The 17068-nt window shown below is 60.7% G+C and carries 19 protein-coding genes, 1 pseudogene and 1 riboswitch; of the genes and pseudogenes, 8 read left to right on the forward strand and 12 right to left on the reverse strand.

What is annotated here, in order from left to right:
• Positions 1-26: 26 nt before the first annotated feature.
• The 10 genes and pseudogenes from IPI80_RS11890 to IPI80_RS11935 form a co-directional block, all read right to left on the reverse strand.
• A pseudogene (locus IPI80_RS11890) lies at positions 27-1276 on the reverse strand (cobyric acid synthase); the annotation flags it as partial.
• Positions 1273-2397 (reverse strand): aminotransferase class I/II-fold pyridoxal phosphate-dependent enzyme, encoded by a 1125-nt coding sequence (locus IPI80_RS11895; protein WP_413860299.1) that lies wholly within the window; start codon positions 2395-2397, stop codon positions 1273-1275. The gene IPI80_RS11895 and the pseudogene IPI80_RS11890, both read right to left, overlap by 4 nt.
• The gene (cbiB, locus tag IPI80_RS11900; RefSeq protein ID WP_413860425.1) at positions 2394-3395 is read right to left on the reverse strand and encodes an adenosylcobinamide-phosphate synthase CbiB; all 1002 of its coding nucleotides are present in this window, start codon (positions 3393-3395) and stop codon (positions 2394-2396) included. Before cbiB ends, IPI80_RS11895 begins: the two co-directional genes overlap by 4 nt.
• A 10-nt stretch (positions 3396-3405) precedes the next feature.
• The gene (gene cobO, locus IPI80_RS11905; RefSeq protein WP_413860301.1) at positions 3406-3975 is read right to left on the reverse strand and encodes a cob(I)yrinic acid a,c-diamide adenosyltransferase; all 570 of its coding nucleotides are present in this window, start codon (positions 3973-3975) and stop codon (positions 3406-3408) included.
• Between the two features lie 14 nt (positions 3976-3989).
• Positions 3990-4754: an ABC transporter ATP-binding protein gene (locus IPI80_RS11910; protein WP_413860303.1), complete on the reverse strand. Its 765-nt coding sequence runs from the start codon at positions 4752-4754 to the stop codon at positions 3990-3992.
• Positions 4754-5755 (reverse strand): FecCD family ABC transporter permease, encoded by a 1002-nt coding sequence (locus tag IPI80_RS11915; protein ID WP_413860305.1) that lies wholly within the window; start codon positions 5753-5755, stop codon positions 4754-4756. Before IPI80_RS11915 ends, IPI80_RS11910 begins: the two co-directional genes overlap by 1 nt.
• The gene (locus IPI80_RS11920; protein ID WP_413860307.1) at positions 5752-6663 is read right to left on the reverse strand and encodes an ABC transporter substrate-binding protein; all 912 of its coding nucleotides are present in this window, start codon (positions 6661-6663) and stop codon (positions 5752-5754) included. The genes IPI80_RS11915 and IPI80_RS11920 overlap by 4 nt, the downstream gene beginning before the upstream one ends.
• Entirely contained in the window at positions 6660-7337 is a 678-nt protein-coding gene (locus tag IPI80_RS11925) for a bifunctional adenosylcobinamide kinase/adenosylcobinamide-phosphate guanylyltransferase (RefSeq protein ID WP_413860309.1), read from the reverse strand. The genes IPI80_RS11920 and IPI80_RS11925 overlap by 4 nt, the downstream gene beginning before the upstream one ends.
• Positions 7334-8131, reverse strand: a complete 798-nt coding sequence (locus IPI80_RS11930) for a cobalamin-binding protein (RefSeq protein ID WP_413860311.1) — start codon at positions 8129-8131, stop codon at positions 7334-7336. The genes IPI80_RS11925 and IPI80_RS11930 overlap by 4 nt, the downstream gene beginning before the upstream one ends.
• Positions 8132-10003: a TonB-dependent receptor domain-containing protein gene (locus IPI80_RS11935; protein WP_413860313.1), complete on the reverse strand. Its 1872-nt coding sequence runs from the start codon at positions 10001-10003 to the stop codon at positions 8132-8134.
• Positions 10004-10077: 74 nt separating this feature from the next.
• A riboswitch (cobalamin riboswitch) is annotated at positions 10078-10315 on the reverse strand.
• A 35-nt stretch (positions 10316-10350) separates the two neighbouring features.
• Here IPI80_RS11935 and IPI80_RS11940 point away from each other — a divergent pair.
• The 3 genes from IPI80_RS11940 (at position 10351) to IPI80_RS11950 (ending at position 11712) form a co-directional block, all read left to right on the forward strand.
• Positions 10351-10578 (forward strand): DUF904 domain-containing protein, encoded by a 228-nt coding sequence (locus IPI80_RS11940; protein ID WP_413860315.1) that lies wholly within the window; start codon positions 10351-10353, stop codon positions 10576-10578.
• A complete protein-coding gene (locus IPI80_RS11945; RefSeq protein ID WP_413860317.1) occupies positions 10575-10910 on the forward strand; it encodes a cell division protein ZapA in 336 nt (111 codons plus the stop codon). Before IPI80_RS11940 ends, IPI80_RS11945 begins: the two co-directional genes overlap by 4 nt.
• Positions 10911-11223: 313 nt before the next feature.
• Positions 11224-11712 (forward strand): recombinase family protein, encoded by a 489-nt coding sequence (locus tag IPI80_RS11950; RefSeq protein ID WP_413860427.1) that lies wholly within the window; start codon positions 11224-11226, stop codon positions 11710-11712.
• On the opposite strand, the gene IPI80_RS11955 is transcribed toward IPI80_RS11950, so the two are convergent.
• Together IPI80_RS11955 and IPI80_RS11960 are read right to left on the reverse strand one after the other, a co-directional pair.
• Positions 11663-11866, reverse strand: a complete 204-nt coding sequence (locus IPI80_RS11955) for a hypothetical protein (protein WP_413860319.1) — start codon at positions 11864-11866, stop codon at positions 11663-11665. The genes IPI80_RS11950 and IPI80_RS11955 overlap by 50 nt on opposite strands.
• 19 nt (positions 11867-11885) lie before the next feature.
• On the reverse strand, positions 11886-12077 hold the full coding sequence (locus IPI80_RS11960) for a hypothetical protein (protein WP_413860321.1): 192 nt from the start codon (positions 12075-12077) through the stop codon (positions 11886-11888).
• Positions 12078-12304: 227 nt separating this feature from the next.
• Here IPI80_RS11960 and IPI80_RS11965 point away from each other — a divergent pair, with 227 nt between their 5' ends.
• The 5 genes from IPI80_RS11965 to IPI80_RS11985 all read left to right on the forward strand — a co-directional run bounded on the left by IPI80_RS11965 (position 12305) and on the right by IPI80_RS11985 (position 17022).
• Positions 12305-12835 (forward strand): SOS response-associated peptidase family protein, encoded by a 531-nt coding sequence (locus IPI80_RS11965; RefSeq protein WP_413860323.1) that lies wholly within the window; start codon positions 12305-12307, stop codon positions 12833-12835.
• The gene (locus IPI80_RS11970) at positions 12832-13323 is read left to right on the forward strand and encodes a low molecular weight protein-tyrosine-phosphatase (protein ID WP_413860325.1); all 492 of its coding nucleotides are present in this window, start codon (positions 12832-12834) and stop codon (positions 13321-13323) included. Before IPI80_RS11965 ends, IPI80_RS11970 begins: the two co-directional genes overlap by 4 nt.
• Before the next feature lie 336 nt (positions 13324-13659).
• Positions 13660-13749, forward strand: coding sequence for a DUF4113 domain-containing protein (locus IPI80_RS11975; RefSeq protein WP_413860327.1), 90 nt, complete (start codon positions 13660-13662; stop codon positions 13747-13749).
• Positions 13750-13817: 68 nt separating this feature from the next.
• The gene (locus IPI80_RS11980) at positions 13818-14627 is read left to right on the forward strand and encodes a hypothetical protein (protein ID WP_413860329.1); all 810 of its coding nucleotides are present in this window, start codon (positions 13818-13820) and stop codon (positions 14625-14627) included.
• Complete coding sequence (locus tag IPI80_RS11985) at positions 14620-17022, forward strand: ATP-dependent DNA helicase (protein WP_413860331.1); 2403 nt, start codon at positions 14620-14622, stop codon at positions 17020-17022. Before IPI80_RS11980 ends, IPI80_RS11985 begins: the two co-directional genes overlap by 8 nt.
• Positions 17023-17068: the final 46 nt, after the last annotated feature.

Here is a 17068-nt window from a genome sequence, read left to right on the forward strand (position 1 = left end):
GGCAGCATGAGGCCCCGGCTTCGCCTTGCGCCGCCAGCGCGCACAGATCCTCAGAAAAGCAACTCGTTGTATGCCGCACCGTCTTCAAAGGATCAAACACCGTCACCAACGGCAGCAACCCCAGCCCCGGCCCATTGCCATCAATACCAGCCGTATCAATCAGCGCCTCGCCCAGCATCTGCAAGCCACCGCAAATACCCAGCACCGCCCCGCCCCGCCCCGCATGCTCAGCCACGGCGCGGTCCAGACCTTGCGCACGCAACCAAGCCAAATCGGAAGTGGTGGCCTTGGAGCCCGGCAGAATGATCCAGTCCGACGGCTGCAAACCCGCCAACTCTGACGGCGAACGCACCCACTGCAAACGCACACCCGGCATGTTCTTCAACGGTTGAAATTCGTCCAGATTGCTGATGCGCGGGTAGGCAATAACGGCCACCGTGCGCTTGACGGCCACAGCACGCACCGATCGGTCATCAAACACACCATCTTCTTCCGGTAGCCCATGCTGCCACCACATCGGCAACGTGGCCACGGTGGGGATGCCCGTCAGCTCCTGCAACATCTGCGGCGCCGGGGCCAACAGCGCAGCGTCACCCCGAAACTTGTTCAGCACAAATCCCTTTATCAACTGGCGCTCGTCTTCTGGCAGCAAGGCCCAAGTGCCATACAGGTGGGCAAACGCGCCGCCTCGGTCAATATCGGTCACCAGCAAGCACTGCGCATTGCAATGCAAGGCCACGCGCATGTTGACGATATCGCTGCTGTGCAGGTTGATCTCAGCAGGCGAGCCGGCACCCTCAATCACCACCAAATCGTTTTCGGCGCGCAGTGCATCCAGCGCTTGCGCAATCACCGGCCAGACGCTGGCACTGCGGCCGCGCCAGGGCATGGCGCTCAGTTCTTCGCTCACCTGCCCCATCAACACCACCTGGCTGTGCGTGTCGCGCTCTGGCTTCAAGAGCAGCGGGTTCATGCGCACATCGGGTACGGCATTGGCGGCCAGCGCCTGAAAGTACTGGGCAGAGCCGATTTCGCCGGCAGCAACACAATTCCCCGCCGGGCCGCCCCAAGGGGAATTCGCCCCATCAGGGGGCAGCGATCCGCGCAGCGGCGGAGCGTGGGGGCCAACAACTCTAGCGTTGTTGCTCATGTTCTGCGCCTTGAAGGGCGCCACCTTAAGGCCCTGGCGCGCGTAGTAGCGGCACAGCGCCGTGGTGAGCCAGCTCTTGCCGGCACCGCTGGTGGTGCCAAGGACCATGATGCAGTGGGCGGTCACGAAAATGAATTCTCAGGTACGTTGATCAAATGGGTTTGCGAGACGTTGACCGAAGCATGGTAGCGCGGCGATTGAGCTTGACGGGAATCAAGACCTTGCAATGCCTGCGCCAACGCATCCTGCGCCGCTGGCTCCAGTACACCCAGCCGCACCCAACCCGGCAAGCCAAACGACGTGGCATCGCGCAGCTTGATGCCCTGCCCACGCAAGTCAGCCAGCCATTGCGATATGCCAACCCCGTCAGACAAGACCGGTTTCGCACAAAAGAAGTTGGCATCGCTAGGCTGGCAAACCCACCCCAGGCTTTGCAGCAGGTTCATCTGCCGCGCCTTCCAGCCGCGCAAAACCTGCAGACTATCGCACAGCCATTGCTGCACATTGGGCTGCACCCAGGCTTGCAACAGGGCCACGCCGTGCGCACCCACCGGCCACGATGACGACAGTGCCGAAAACGCCGATACGTTGGAAGACATTTGGCCTGTAGCTCTCGTCAATGCTACGTAAGGCGCTATCACATATGCAGCACGCACACCGGTTAAGCCCAGCGCTTTGTTGGGGGTGAACAGCTGCCAGACCTGATCACGTTGGCTCGCGCTCAGCGACGGTTCACCACCCAAACGCAAGGGCGCATAGGCGCAGTCCAGCACCAGGGTTTGGTTGGGCTGCAAGGCTTGCACGCTATCGGACAAACCGGCATCGGCTTGCCCCAGCGGGCTGGACGGCTCACAGGCCCACAGCAGCGCAGCCTGCTGCGGTGACTGCACCGGCTGCAAACCCCACACCTGCGCAGCATGGGCATAGTCGCCATAGTGGTGTGCGGGCAGACGCACTCCGCGCCCACCTTGGCGCGCCACCAAGGCGCTGATACGGTGGATGCATTCACTGGCACTGGCCGCCAACAGCACCCGCTCTGGGTTGACACCATGAAACGCCGCCAGCGCTTGGCGCAGCAAGGCGTATGCTGGATCGGGGTAGCGCGTAGCGTCCGCCTGCTGCACGGCGGCCAGCGCCTGTGGACATGGGCCGCAGGCGTTGCTGTTGGTGGAGAAGTCAAAACGCGGCACACCCTGCGCGTCAGGGCCGCCGTGGATGGGCTGCAGCATAGGCTCGGTTGCACTCATACCTGACCCACCATTGCTACAACAATAAGAGCTGCCTGTGTAAGAACCACGAGGGCTAGCAGTGCTTTTGATGAATAGGAAATGGCGCAAGCCGTGTCCCGCCCACAGGCGGCGCGCCCGGCGGCGTGCAGCACATAGCCGCCCGGTTTGCCCAGGCGCACACCCACGCCCAGCGCCATGGCGGCCATGGGCCAGCCGCTGTTGGGCGATGGCGTGCGGCCAGCCTCACGGCGCAGCCGATGCAACGACAGGCCGCCAGCGGCCACCACCAACAGCAACGCGGTAATGCGCGCCGGCACCAAGCCCAACACATCGTCGGCGCGCGCGGCCCACTTGCCGGCCCACTGCCAGTTGGCCCCGTGGCCAGCATTGGGGTAAAGGCCGGGGTAGCCCCACATAGCGTCGGCCGTGTTGGCAAAACGGAAGAGCGCCGCACCCGGCAAGCCCAGCAGCACAAACCAGAACAAGGGTGCCACCACCGAGTCGTTGAGGTTTTCGGCCAGGGTCTCGATGGCGCTCTCGCGCACCTGGGTTTCGCTCAGTTCGCTGACGTCGCGGCTGACCAGCCAGCGCAGGCGTTCGCGCCCGGCCGGCAAGCCTTGCCCCAGCGCCGCTTCCACCGCCTGCACTTCGCTGCGCAGCAGCGACCAGGCCAGCAGGGGTTTGAGCAACAGGCCCAGTGCCAAGCCCGCAAGCCACCAAGCTTGATGTGCAAGCAACCCCTGCAACCACCAACTTACTACAAAAACAATAGCTGCACCCGTAATCCAAACGAGGGCTCCCAGCCAAAAAGCCTTGAGGTCACGGCGGGACGGGTCTTGCAGCGCGCCGCGCTGCACCCAGGCACCGGTGCGACCCAGGTAGTGCCCCATCCACACCACCGGGTGCCAGCGCACAGGCGGCTCACCCGCCCAGCGGTCTACCGCTAAAGCCACCAAAATCGCCAACGCAATCGCCGCCTCTGAAGGCAGGTATAGCCCAAACGGTGCGTACCCCAGTTGCACAGCCTTAGTCCTCAATACCGCGTTGCGCCGGTATGCCCGCCTTGAACGCATGCTTGACCATTTGCATCTCGGTCACGGTGTCGGCCAGGGCGATGATCTCAGGCGGGCAGCGACGGCCCGTGAGCACCACATGCACGTGGCTGGGGCGGGTCTTGAGCGTGTCCAGTACGTCCTGCAAAGGGAGCCAACCGTAGATCAGCGGGTAGGTGATTTCGTCCAGAACCACCAGGAAGTAGTCGCCGCCCAGAATCGCCGCCTTGGCCTTTTGCCAACCATCACGCGCCAACTGCGCCGAGTGCTCCAGGTCCTGGCTCTTCCAGCTAAAGCCGTCGCCGAGTCCCTCGATCGGGATACCAATTTGCTCAAACATGCGGTGCTCGCCAAAGCGTGCGCTGGGTACCTTCATAAACTGAAAAATCTTGACCGCTTTACCCCGGCCATGCGCACGCAAGGTCAGGCCAAATGCGGCAGTACTTTTACCTTTGCCGTCGCCGGTGTTGACGATGACGATGCCACGGCGCTCGCCCTCGGGTTTCTCGTAGGGTTTGGCGCTGGGTGGGGTTTCGATTTGCATGGAATGGTCCAAAGTTAAAGTCGTGGCAACACGACCCACTGGTCGGCCACGGCGTGGATAGAGATGCGCCCGTCAAACACCTGTTCAACAGCGGTGTGGGTATCGGGGTGGTGGGCAGCGCCGTGGTGCAGCACGCACCCGTTGGCCATGACGACCACGTCATCGGCCTGCAGGGCAATGGACACTTCGTGCAGCACGCTGACCACCGTTGTGCCCTGCGTTACCAGCGCGCGCACGATGCCCATCCAATCGGTCTGGTGCGGTGGGTCCAGGTTGGCCAGTGGTTCGTCCATCAACAGCACCTGGGCTTGCACCGCCAGGGCACGGGCCAACAGCACGCGTTGGCGCTCTCCGCCCGAAAGCTGGCCCAGAGCGCGGGCGCGCCAATCCCAAGCTTGGGTGGCGCGCAGGGCTTGCTCCACGGCGGCGTGGTCGGCGGCGCTGGGGGACGACAACCAGGGCTGGTGCGGCAAGCGCCCCAGCATGGCCACGTCCCACACGGTCAAGTCGTCGGCGCTGGATTCGTTCTGGCCCAGCCAGGCCAACTGCTGCGCACGCACGCGCCCCGGCAAACTGGACAGCGGCTGGCCCAGCAACGTGACCGTGCCGCTGTGGGGCAACAGGCCGGCCAATACCTTGAGCAGGGTCGACTTACCCGCGCCATTGGGGCCGACGATGCTGGTCCAGCGCCCGGCCACCAGCGACAGGTCAATGCCGTGCAATACCTCGACATCGCCCAGGCTGGCCCGTATGGATTGGGCAGACAGCGCTATAGACATCACATCACCCCCCGTGACAGCCCACGCTGGTGCATCAGCCACAGCAGATAGCCGCCACCCAAGAGCGCAGTCAACACGCCCACGGGCAGCTCTTGCGGCGCAATTACCCAGCGCGCCAGAATGTCGGCGGCCATCAGCAATACGCCGCCTGCCAGGCTGCTCAACCCAATCAAACGGCCATGGCTGGTTTTGACAACCGAGCGCACCAAGTGCGGCGCGGCCAACCCCACAAAAGCCACCAAGCCGGTCTGCGCCACAGCTGCGCCCGTGGCCAGCGCCAGCACCGCCACCAGGGCGCGGCGCAGGCGCGCCAGCGGTAGGCCCAAGCTGGCAGCAGTAGCCTCGCCCAGGGCCAAGCCGTCCAGCACTGGGCTCAGAAGCCAGGCTGCACCCATGCACAGCAGCCAGGTCAGCAGCATGATGTTGAAAGCGCTCCAACCCACATAGCCGGTGCTGCCCAGCATGAAGGACTGCATGGACTGCAGAAAATCAGGCCGGGCCAGCATGATGAGTTCTTTGGCCGCGCCCAGCACCACACCCACAATCACACCGGCCAGCAACAGACGCAGCGTGTGCTGCACGCCTTTGGCCAGCAACAAGGTCAAGAGCACACCCGCCACTGCGCCGGCAAAGGCACCAGCGGTCAGGCCCAGACGCATCAACCACTGGGTGGCAAAGGGCGAGACACCAAACAACACCAAGCTCAGCGCCACACCCAGCGAGGCCCCAGAGGCGCTGCCCAGCAAATACGGATCGGCCAGCGGGTTGCGAAACAGCCCCTGTGCCACCGCACCGGCCAGGCCCAGCAGTGCCCCGGCCACCCAGGCACCCAAGGTGCGCGGCAGGCGGATGTCCCACACAATTTGCCAGGCCACGGGGTCATCCACGGCGTGCAGAATGCTCTCAAACCCGGTGCTGCCCACGCCCACGCCCACCGCCACCAGTGCCACCGCAATCAGCAGCAGCACAAGGGCAATGGCGCTGGCACGCTGGTTCATCATGGTGTGTGCGGCGCCATTTTGTCGGCAATGCAGCGCGCCATCAGGCGGGCGCCGTCGACCATGCGGGGCCCTGGGCGCACCAGCATGTCAGCCTCATCGCGGTTGAACACGCAGACGCGTTTGTTGCGCATGGCGCGCATGTTGCCCCAGCCGGGCCGTTGCTCCATGCCGATGTAGTTGGTGTCGCCCACCATGATCAGGTCAGGGTCGGCGCGCACGACAAATTCGGGGTTGAGTTTGGGGAACGGGCCCAGACTGGCGGGCAGAATATTCTTCACGCCCAGGCGGGTCAGCGTCTCGCCAATGAAGGACGACTCCCCTGCCCCATACGGCCCGCCACTAACCTCAAAATACACCCGCGTGGAACGTGCGGCCGCTGGTAGTGACTGGGCGGCGGCCGAGACGCTGGCGTCAATCACGCGCCAGACGCGCTGGGCATCGTTCACGCCCAGCAGGGCACCGATTTTTTCCAGCACGCGGCGTACATCGGCATGGGTTTTGGGCTCCAGGGCCACCACCTTGATACCCAGTGCCTGCAAGCGTTCGCTGGCGCGTGAGCTGGTGGCCATCAACACCACGTCGGGCTTCAAAGCCACGACGGCCTCGATGTTGGGGTCTAGCCCGCCACCCACCTGGGGCAAGGCACGCACGCTGGCCGGAAAGTTGGAGTAGCGGTCCACCCCCACCAGGCGCTGGCACTGGTCCAGCGCACACACCATCTCGGTCAGCGAGGGCAGCAGGCTGACGATGCGCTGCGGCGGCTGCGCCAGGGTGACCGTGGTGCCACGGTCGTCCGTGATTTGCAGGGCTTGGGCGGCACTGTGCAGACCCAGCCACAGCGTCAGGCCCAGAGCCCAACCCAGCAACCCAGCCGCACGCCGCATGGTCATAAAAGAGGACTTGTTCATACGGAGTCTTTCAAAGTCAATGGCAAACCTGCTGCCATGAGGGTGACGCGCTGGCAGTGTTGCGCCACGTCCTGGTTCAAACGGCCCAGCGCATCGACAAAGGCGCGCACTTCGGCGCCCATAGGAATGACGCCCAACCCGATTTCGTTGCCGACCAGTACCAAGGGGCCGGGTGCGGTGTCGATTGCTCCTAAAAGCATAGCTGTCTGTGAATGTTCGACGAGGGCTAGAACGCTGTGCGACTGGATGCTCTGCTCCGTGTCCCCCGCCCGCTGCGCGGGCTCCTCCTTTACCTGCGCAGAACACCCAGCCGCACAGCCTCCTGTGGAGTCGACTTTTTGCGCGCCCATTTGCATGCGCAAATTGGTAAGCCACAAGGTCAGGCAGTCCACCACCACCAGGGTGTCAGGGCGGCTGTGCTGCGCAATCGCCTCGGCCAGTGCCATGGGCTCTTCCACGGTGAGCATGCTAGGCACGCGCTCTGCACGGTCTTGCTGGTGGCGGGCGATGCGCTGGCGCATCTCGGCATCCCAGGGTTGGGCGGTGGCGATCAACACGGCACGGTGCGTGGGGGAAGCGTCCAACCACTGGCGCGCCAGCATTTCCGCGCGGCGCGACTTGCCGCTCTTTTGGCCACCCAGAATCAATTCGCTGCGGCAGACAGGCATGTTCATTGTTTTGCTCCCCACGCCATGATGATGCGATGCAACTGCTCCACCCCATCGGTCAACGCGGCGGGGCCGGGCTGCAGAATGTCACAGGATTTGATATCGAACAACTGGCCGTTTTTGACAGCGTTAACGTCGTGCCAGCCTGGGCGCGCCGCCACTTTTTCGGGCCGAAACTTCTTGCCACACCACGAGCCAAAGATGATGTCGGGGTTGCGGCGCACGATCTCGGCCGGGTCGGCAATGATGCGGTGCTTGCCCATGGGCTCGCGTGCCAGTTCGGGGAAGCAATCGTCACCACCGGCAATGCCCACCAGTTCGGACACCCAGCGAATGGCGCTGATGTTGGGCTCGTCCCATTCTTCAAAATACACGCGCGGTCGCCGGGGGAGACGCTGCGCCGCATCTACCAAGGCCTGCAAGCGCTGCTGGTTGGCTGCAATCCACTGTTGGGCCGCATCGCCCTGCCCCACCAATGCCGCCACTTGAAACATCATGGAGTAAATCTCGGCCACGCTGCGTTGGTTGAACACACAGACCTGCACGCCTTTGCGAATCAGCTCGGCGGCAATATCGGCCTGTAAATCGGAAAAACCAAACACACAGTCCGGCTGCAGTGCCAAGATCTTGTCGATCTTGGCACTCAGGTAGGCGCTCACGCGCGGCTTCTCGGCACGCGCCTGCGCCGGGCGCACCGTGTAGCCGGAAATGCCCACAATGCGCTCGGACTGCCCCAACAGATAGAGCCACTCGGTGGTTTCCTCTGTGAGGCAAACGATGCGTTGTGGGCCCAACTCCAATTACAGGCTCCAGTTCAAGGACACAAACACGTTACGCCCCGGCATGGAGAAGCCATTTGCCAGCATGTACTGGGCATCCGTCAGGTTGTTGGCCCGTGCCAGCACCGACAGGTCTTTACGCAGTTTCCAGTTGGCGCCGATGTTGAGCAGGGTGTAGCCTGGCAACAGGTCGCGGCCACTGAAGGACAGGTTGTTGTCCTCGCGGTCACCCGAGAGGCGCAACTCGCCAAACACGCTCACATCACCCAAACGCTGGGTGACGCGGGCGTTGAGCATGTTGCGCGCAATGCGCACCAAGCGCAGGTCGTTCGAGGCAGCGCTGGTGGAGTACGAACGCGGATCGGCGTAGTCGTACGACAGCGAATAACTGGTGTCGCCCGACTGCACGTCAGCACTCAGGGTGACGCCGCGCAACACCGCCAACGAACTCTGCACATTGGTGGTGGGAACAATGAAACCGTGGATGTCGTTGTTGTAGACCACAGCGCCCAGGGACACATTGCCCTGGCGGTACTTGAGGCCCAGCTCGGAGGCACGGTTGCGCTGCGGCTGCAGCGCCGGGTTGCCAAAGCCGGGGTAGTACAACTGGTTAAAAGTGGGCGCCTGAAAACTGGTGCCCACACTGGCCACGGCGCGCAGCGCGTCGGTTACGCGGTACCCGCCCGAGAGCGCCCAGTTGTTGAAGTTGCCAAACTGCGAGTTGTCGTCATTGCGGGCCACCACCAGTGCGTTCCACTCTGTACGATTGAGGGCGTAGGACGCCAGGGCGCTGCGCAGGTCGCGGCTGGTTACGGTGTAGGCGGTGTTGCTGTCCACCGTTTCGTTGCGGTTTTCCAGCATCAGCGACAGCAAATCCTTGCCCAGCGTGATGTCGTTCTGCCATGTGGCCTGGCGCCGGCTGGTGTTGAACTGGGTGGAGCCACCCGCTGCTCCGTCGCTGATGCGAAAGTAATCGCCCAGCGACTGGTCCACACTATTGCCCAAGGTCACGGTGGAGCGCCAGTTCTGCATCCACTGCGCATTCCACTGCAGGGTGGCATGGTTCAGGCCCGACTTGGCGCGTGCATCGGTGGTGAACTTGCTCAGGTTCAAGGGGTTGGGGAAGGGTGTGGAGTCGAGCAGGTAGTTGGTATCGCTGTGCAGCACGCTCAATGAGAGCGCGTGCTCGCGGTTGATGCGCGCAGTGAGCTTGGCGTCCACACTGGTGGCCTCAAAGCCGTCGTCATCGGGGTTGTAGCTGCCAGAAGCGGGGATAGACACCGCGCTGATGCCGCTGGCCTTCTCGCGGGAAACACCCAGGCTGTAGCCCAAGGCGCCGCTGGTGCCACGCACGGACGCACCGGCTTGCTGCTGACCGTCCGTGCCCACACCGATGTTGGTAGAGGCCTCCAAGCCTTGACTGGCCTGGCGGGTAAAAATCTGGATCACACCACCCACGGCATCAGGGCCATAAAGGGCCGACGCGGCACCACGCAAAATTTCAATACGCTCAATGCGATCCAGCGGCATGTTCTCAAGGGATGCGCCACCCGAGGTGGCCGATCCCACCCGCACACCATCCACCAACACAATGGTCTGGGAGGTGACGGCACCGCGCAGGAAGATGCTGGTATTAGAGCGGTAGCTGCCGCTGGACACGATCTGAACACCAGCCTGTTGGGCCAGCACATCGCGCAGCGAAGACTGGCCAGCCAGATCCAGTGTGGCGCGGTCAATGATGGAGACATCGGCAATGACATCGGTCACCGGAGTGGCCACGCGGGAGGCGGTAATCACCTGATCCTGCAGTTGCAGTTGGGCGTGGGCGGACAGCGCAGTGCCCAGCGCCAGTGACAGCGTGGCAAAGCGCGCACGTGAAGTGCAGTTTTTCATATAAAGGAGACCATCAACAAGAGTGCCCTCACCGTCTTCCCCGACAGCGCATGGGCGTAACGGCTGCACGCCAGGCGTGCAGCCACCGTGTTGGCCGGTATCCGGGCTGGTGGAGCAACTCCCATCGCCTTCCCAGACGCTTGTTCAAGGCGTCCAGTGGCTGTTGATGGGAGCGGAATCGCAGGGGATTCGTCCACTTACCGTTGCGGGGGCAGCGCAGGTTAGGTTTGCCAAGGCCAGCGCACCCTCCTGCTTCCCGTTGAACTGCGGCGTGTGAACCACGCCGCGAGAACCAACGGCGCGATTTTACGTCAGTTTGTTGGCACAAACCCTACAATGGACAGTCTATGGCGAACCAGAACCACATCGATCAAATTGCCGAGCGCGTTGAACGCCTGCTGGTGCGTTACGGTGAACTGCAGCGTACCAACGCCCTGCTCACCGACCAGGTGGAGGCTTTAACGCATGAGCGCGACTCCCTTAAATCCCGCCTCAACGCAGCGCGCGCCCGGGTGGACGCCCTGCTGGACCGACTTCCGCAAACGGATGCCGCAGTGCAAAAAGATCCATCATGAAACAGCTTGAAGTCCAAATCATGGGGCAAACCTATTTGCTGGGTTGCCCAGAAGGTGGCGATTCCCGCCTGCTCGAAGCGGTGGAACGCGTGGACACAGCCATGTGCAAGATCCGCGACGCCGGCAAGGTTCGTGCCCGCGACCGCATTGCGGTGCTGGCAGCGCTGAACCTGGCCTTTGATGTGCCCGATCGCGCCAATACCGCTTCCAGTGCGTCAGCCCCATCCGCAGACGGCACCGCCGCCGAACACTCGACCGACTCCAACGTGCTGTTGGTCTCCTTGCTGGAGCGCTTGGACCAGGCTTTGGGTGAAGACGGCCGCCTGCTGTAGGCTTTACACATTCTGCGGTGAAACACCACTGGTGGAAGGTCTACAATCTTCCTTGTCTGCAAGACTGCCGGGCTTTATATTTCTTGAACCAATGCTCATTGAGCCCGGGCTTGGAATATTGCCCTGCTAGCGTGATCATCTCGCGTTAGATGAACCCAAAGCTTGCGCTGACCTCGCCCACCTGAACCCCGGTTCAGGATGCCGGTCCGGTGGTACTTGCAGACACTTTTCAATGAAGTCAACAACCAAGCGAATCTTCGCATTAATTTGTTGCACAACCCGTAGCTATGGGGCAATTGTTCGCTGCACAAAAATGCACAACGGATGCAGCGCGCCGTCACGCACGCCCACCACATCATCCAGATCGACAGTAGTGCACTTGCTCTCAATAACTCACGACGGTACCAGCCAGACCGGAAAGATGACCATGAGCGTCATCGCGGCCGTGGCAGAGTTCGAGCGCGACTTGCTGATTGAACGGACCCAAGCTGGACTTGCGCGCGCTAGGTCCGACGGCAAGGCATTCGGGAGACCCAGAACGTTGAACCAGTTGCAAACGCTGGCGGTTCAACAACGCCTTGCCTCCGGCACTTCCATTGCATCTCTACCAAAGGCGCTTGGGACAAGCAGACAAACGGCAATGCGCTGTTCCGCGCAAATGACGTCGTACACACGCGGTTGGCCAAGACGGCAACAGCATTCTATGGACTACGGCCTACGGCCTTTACGGGTGTGCCATTGCCTAAAAGGCATCAGAGCCTGTATCCGAAAATTCTGGCCGGCAAGAAGAGAATTGCTTTGATGAGTGCAAAAGCGGCTCCCATGGCTAAACCCACCAAAATCAGTGGGAGTGAGATGAGCCAGACCAAAGGCCACAGCACCAAGGCCAACAGCGCAAGTGGCCAACTCACGGTCAACAAAATGGACCAGGCCACCAGAATCAGAAGTACTTTCATCGCCGCTTCTCCCAAAACCTTAGATGCGACGACCGACGATGGTGACCGTTTCCAAGACTGCCACATTGAGAGCTTGGGTACTGTGCGTCAAGGCCGCTTCTTTGGCAACGCTGTCGAACTTCATGAGCATGCTGCCGTTGACTGCAACCGCCATCAACACGGCAAAGCTGAAACTGACCAAGCGGGTTGTGCGATTTGAGGCTGTGTACATTTTGATCTCTCCAAATTCGGACCACTGCAGCCCGTTGAAGAGAATGTATTTCAGCAAGTCTTGCAACGCACGCGCTATGTGATGAACTGCGATTGGGTGTGACACGTACGGCAAATACTGCGATAAGCGGTTTGACCGCTGAGGAAAAAACCGCATGGACCATCCATAGGCATCGGTATCCATCTTGCCAATCTGGCCCTCAGCACTTGGGTTTAAGATAAATCCCAATGTGCAGCCACTACCAATCACTCAAGGAACAAGACCGCTACTGGCGTCACTTTGGGGTTGAGCCCGCGCTAGAGCCAGGTTGCTACGACCTGTGGCCTGGCTATGTGGGTACCATGATCCGTGCGCACCCCCAAGCGGGTGTAGGAGACGAGGCGGTCCCTGCAGCAGAAGCCATCAATGGCTTGTTTGGTTTGGTGCCGCACTGGGCCACCGACACAACGATCACCAAGAGCACCTACAACGCCCGAAGCGAGACCGCCGCGCACAAGCCCAGTTTCCGGGATGCCTACCAGCGGGGCCAACGCTGCATCGTACCGGCCGATGCCATCTTTGAGCCAGACTGGAGAAGTGGCAAGGCAGTTTCAACGAGAATCGAATCGAACGATGGTGCCCCCCTGATCCTGCCCCCAGATCGCTACCAGGACTGGCTTGGTTTGACGAGCGATATCAACAACTTCCTGGTGCCGTATCCGGCTGAACGCTTGCATGCAACGGTGCCGGTACCCGTGCAAGGCACACTGCTGGCATGAAAACCTATTCAATTCTGTTCGTGTGCATGGGCAATATTTGCAGAAGCCCGACCGCCCACGGGGTGTTTCGCCATAGGGTGCACCAACAAGGCTGGCAGGACTGGGTGCAGGTCGACTCTGCGGCAACCCACAACTACCACCCCGATAGCCCAGCAGACCCCCGATCCCAGGAACATGCAGCCAAACGGGGCTATGACCTGACGGACCTCAGAGCCCGCCAGATCCAGGACGCTGACTTTGAAACATTCGATCTAATCCTTGCGATGGACTGGGACAACCTGGCGTTGATCCAGGAACAGTGCCCGCCACAGTACCTAGGCAAGGTGAGGCGATTGACGGAGTTCTGTGTGACGAACACCAGTGCCGTAGTCCCGGATCCGTACTACGGCGGGGACCATGGGTTCGAACAGGTACTTGATTTGGTAGAGGATGCGTGCGATGGCTTGATTGAGCATGTAAGGCGAAGCTACCCAAAAAACGACATCTGAAGAGCCTGAGTTCTGGGGCATATTCGATTGGCGCCAACAAGCATTTGTACTTTGAGGACATGGCAACCGGAGCGCATTTGAACAATTTGCAGTCTTCTAATATACTGTACGTATGAACAGTATTGATTTATGCCCGTGACTTGTCGCCATTTTGGAGGTGCCGCTGCCGGCCCTGATCCTGCGAAACCGCATCAACGCCGGCTTTCCCTCGCCGGCCGAAGACTTGGGGACGCAGCCTATCCAGCTCAAGGGGGCCAATCTGACACCCTCTGCCATTGTTCCCAAGGCCGACAGCTGGATCTGGAAGCTGAGGACACAGCTGAGGTAATTCACTTGATGACTGCGCTGGACGGTATCAACCTGCGTTACGGTCGCGCGACTATGAAAATGGCCAGTGCCGGCCTCTCAGGCGATCGCAGAATTTAGTCTATGAAGCAGTTGCGCCGCACGCCTGCCTACGCCACCTGTATTGCCGACATACCGGTGGCCAGATCATGACCCCCACGCCATCGATGATCAACGGCATGGCGTTGGGTCGACACCATGCCCGGCGATTGCGCGATCTTTATCGCTCGGCGGGATGGCCCAGCCAAGACAGCGTGGAAGTTGAGCTCCTGGCGGCGGGCCTGCTGGAGCGGATGACCGAGCCCAGTGGCCACCATACGGTGCGACTGACCGATCAAGGTATCGCCTACCTGGCCCAGGCCTTTCATAAGAACCGCCAGGCCCGATCCCGCCATGAAGCCCTGGTAGAGTTGGTGGCCCAGGCCATGCAGCGCGATGGCCGCATTGTTTGGACGGGCTTGAGTCTGCGCGCCAGGTTGCCGACCGAGCCCGACGCGCCCAACCGTTGGAAGATGTGCATGCCCGATGTCTTCTCCATCCGCAATACGACGGTGGCAGCCTACCTGGAGCCCATCGTCCACGAGATCAAAGTCAACCGCTCAGACTTGCTCGGCGACCTCAAGTCTGAGGACAAGCGCGCGGCCTATCTGGATGCAGGCGGCCAATGCTGGTATGTGCTGGGGTGCGACGCCAAAGGTCGCCCTATCGGGGAAGAACATGAGATTCCACAGGCGTGCGGCGTCATGATTGCCGAAGGTGATCGTCTGCGCGTGGCGCGCAATGCTCCCAAGCGATCCATCCCCGATTTGCCATTTGCCATGTGGATGGCGCTTGCCAAAGCGACACCAATGCCGTCGGCCAACGCACTTTCGTCGGAAGATCCCAGCCAATCGGTGCTGCTGGAAAACGCACCGCCAACCGAGCCAAGCCAAATCACAAAGCTAAGCGGCGATGAGTGACGTTCAGACGACTCTATTGTCTTTGGACGCCACCTACTCGGTGTCGGTGCGCAACCTGTGCGAGTTTGCTGCGAAAACTGGCGATCTGGATCTGCGCTTCAAACCTACCCCCACAGCCAAGGAGGGACGGGAAGGCCACCAATTGGTGGCCAGCCGCAGGGCTGAGGGTCATGAAACCGAGGTTTCACTCTGCGCTAGTTATCGGGAACTGAGGATTCGTGGCCGAGCCGATGGCTATGACCCGTCATCCAATGTTCTGGAGGAAGTGAAGACTTTCCGAGGTCGGATTGAAGCCATTGCCCCCAACCACAGTGGGTTGCACTGGGCTCAACTCAAAGTTTATGGATGGTTGATGTGCCGGGACCGGGAGTTAGAGCGCATTACCTTGGCCCTGGTGTACTTCGATGTCATGGATCAGACTGAGCACCCTATTTACGAAGAGTTTGATGCGCAGGAGCTGGAGGCTTTCTACAACACCCTTTGCGACAACTTCCTTGGCTGGGCCCGTACGGAAATGGCGCATCGCAATAGCCGGGATACAGCACTGAGGGAAACGGAATTCCCGCAGCGTCCCTTTAGACCAGGTCAACGTGACTTGGCCAGCTGTGTCTACCGGGCTGCGTTGCGATCCAAAACCCTTCTGGTGCAGGCGCCCACCGGTATTGGTAAAACGATCGGCGTCGTGTACCCGGCGCTGCGTGCCATGCCCGAGCGTGGCATTGACAAAATCTTCTATCTCACGGCCAAGACACCGGGTCGCCAAGTGGCGTTGGAAGCCCTCGAAAGAGTTAAGGGCCATCGACATGACTTCCCGCTGCGGGTGGTCGAATTGGTGGCTAAGGACAAGTCTTGCGAACATCGGCACTTGGTCTGTCATGGTCAATCCTGTCCGCTGGCCAGTGGCTTTTATGACCGACTACCAGCGGCCAGGAGATTTGCTGCCCAGACGCTTTGGCTGGATCAAGCCCATCTACGTCAGGTGGCACTGGCGCACAACATCTGTCCATATTATCTGGGTCATGAAATGGTGCGCTGGGCAGACGTCGTAGTGGGGGACTACAACTACTACTTTGACCGCAGTGCCATCCTCTATGCCCTCATGCTAGAGGGTGGCTGGCGCGTCAGCGTTTTGGTGGACGAGGCGCACAACCTGTATGCGAGGGCCTGCAGCATGTACAGCGAAACGCTGACTCAAGCTCAAGCCATTGACCTGAGACCGAAAATTCCACCGCCTTTGCGGGGTGCCCTGGACGGGTTGCTCAGCCAGTGGCAGCTTTTGCTGGAAGGGTCAGAGCGCGATCAAGTTGACGCGCATTGGAAGTTGCTTGCAGAAGTGCCTGAAAGCTGGTTGCGCTCCATGCAGAACTTCAATGGCGTGGTTGGCGAATACATCAACGAGCGACCCGGTGAAGCGCACGGCGAGTTTTTGAACTTATATTTCCAGACGGTGGGGTTTGCAGAACTGGCAGGGGCGTTTGGGGAACATTCCTTGTGTGAGCTGGACCGAGATGCGTTGGCCGGACTATTGCCAAGCGCCAGCAATGACACACCCATCGTGGCAATTGAACAGAGTTCGCGTCAACTTGCCTTGATGCAGAGCGAGCCATATGACGATGACGTGGCAGGTTCGCTTACGCTGCGCAATATTGTTCCGGCGCCCTTTATCACCAAAAGGATCACTGCCGCAGATTCCCTGGTGATGTTCTCTGCCACGCTGAATCCTGCGGACTACTACATCAACCTGTTGGGATTGCCGCAAGAGACTTGGATCCTGGATATACCTTGCCCGTTTGAACCTGAGCAGCTCAGGGTTATTGTCAAACCCATTTCGACGCGCAGGGATGACAGACTGGATTCATTGGACGACCTCGTTGTGGCCATGGCAAACCAATACACAGACCAACCCGGCAACTACTTGGCATTCTTCGGCAGCTTTGAATACATGGCAATGGCGCAGCGCCGACTGGAGGCGCTTTACCCTCATGTTCGCGTGTGGGTGCAAAACCGCGAAATGTCGGAGTCCAGTCGACATGCGTACCTGCAGAAGTTTGAAGTCGAAAGTCAGGGCATTGGATTTGCGGTGCTCGGCGGGGTCTTTGGTGAGGGCGTCGACCTGCCCGGTCGCCGATTGATTGGTGCTTTCGTTGCGACACTGGGATTGCCACAATTTGATGCGGTTAACAAGGTGATTTGTGAGCGGATGCAGACACGATTTGGCAGTGGGTACGACTACACCTACCTGTTCCCTGGAATCCAGAAAGTCGTCCAAGCGGCGGGTCGGGTGATTCGCACGCAGTCGGACACAGGAACCGTCATGCTGTTGGATGATCGGTACCAAGAATATAGGTATCGCAAATTGCTGCCGGCATGGTGGCGAATTGGCATTGACTGCTGAGAATGACCGGTATCAGCATGGTGCGCATTTCAACGGTTGTGGCCGC

It is taken from the genome of Candidatus Aalborgicola defluviihabitans, assembly GCF_016705985.1.
Lineage (GTDB): Bacteria > Pseudomonadota > Gammaproteobacteria > Burkholderiales > Burkholderiaceae_C > Allorhodoferax > Allorhodoferax defluviihabitans.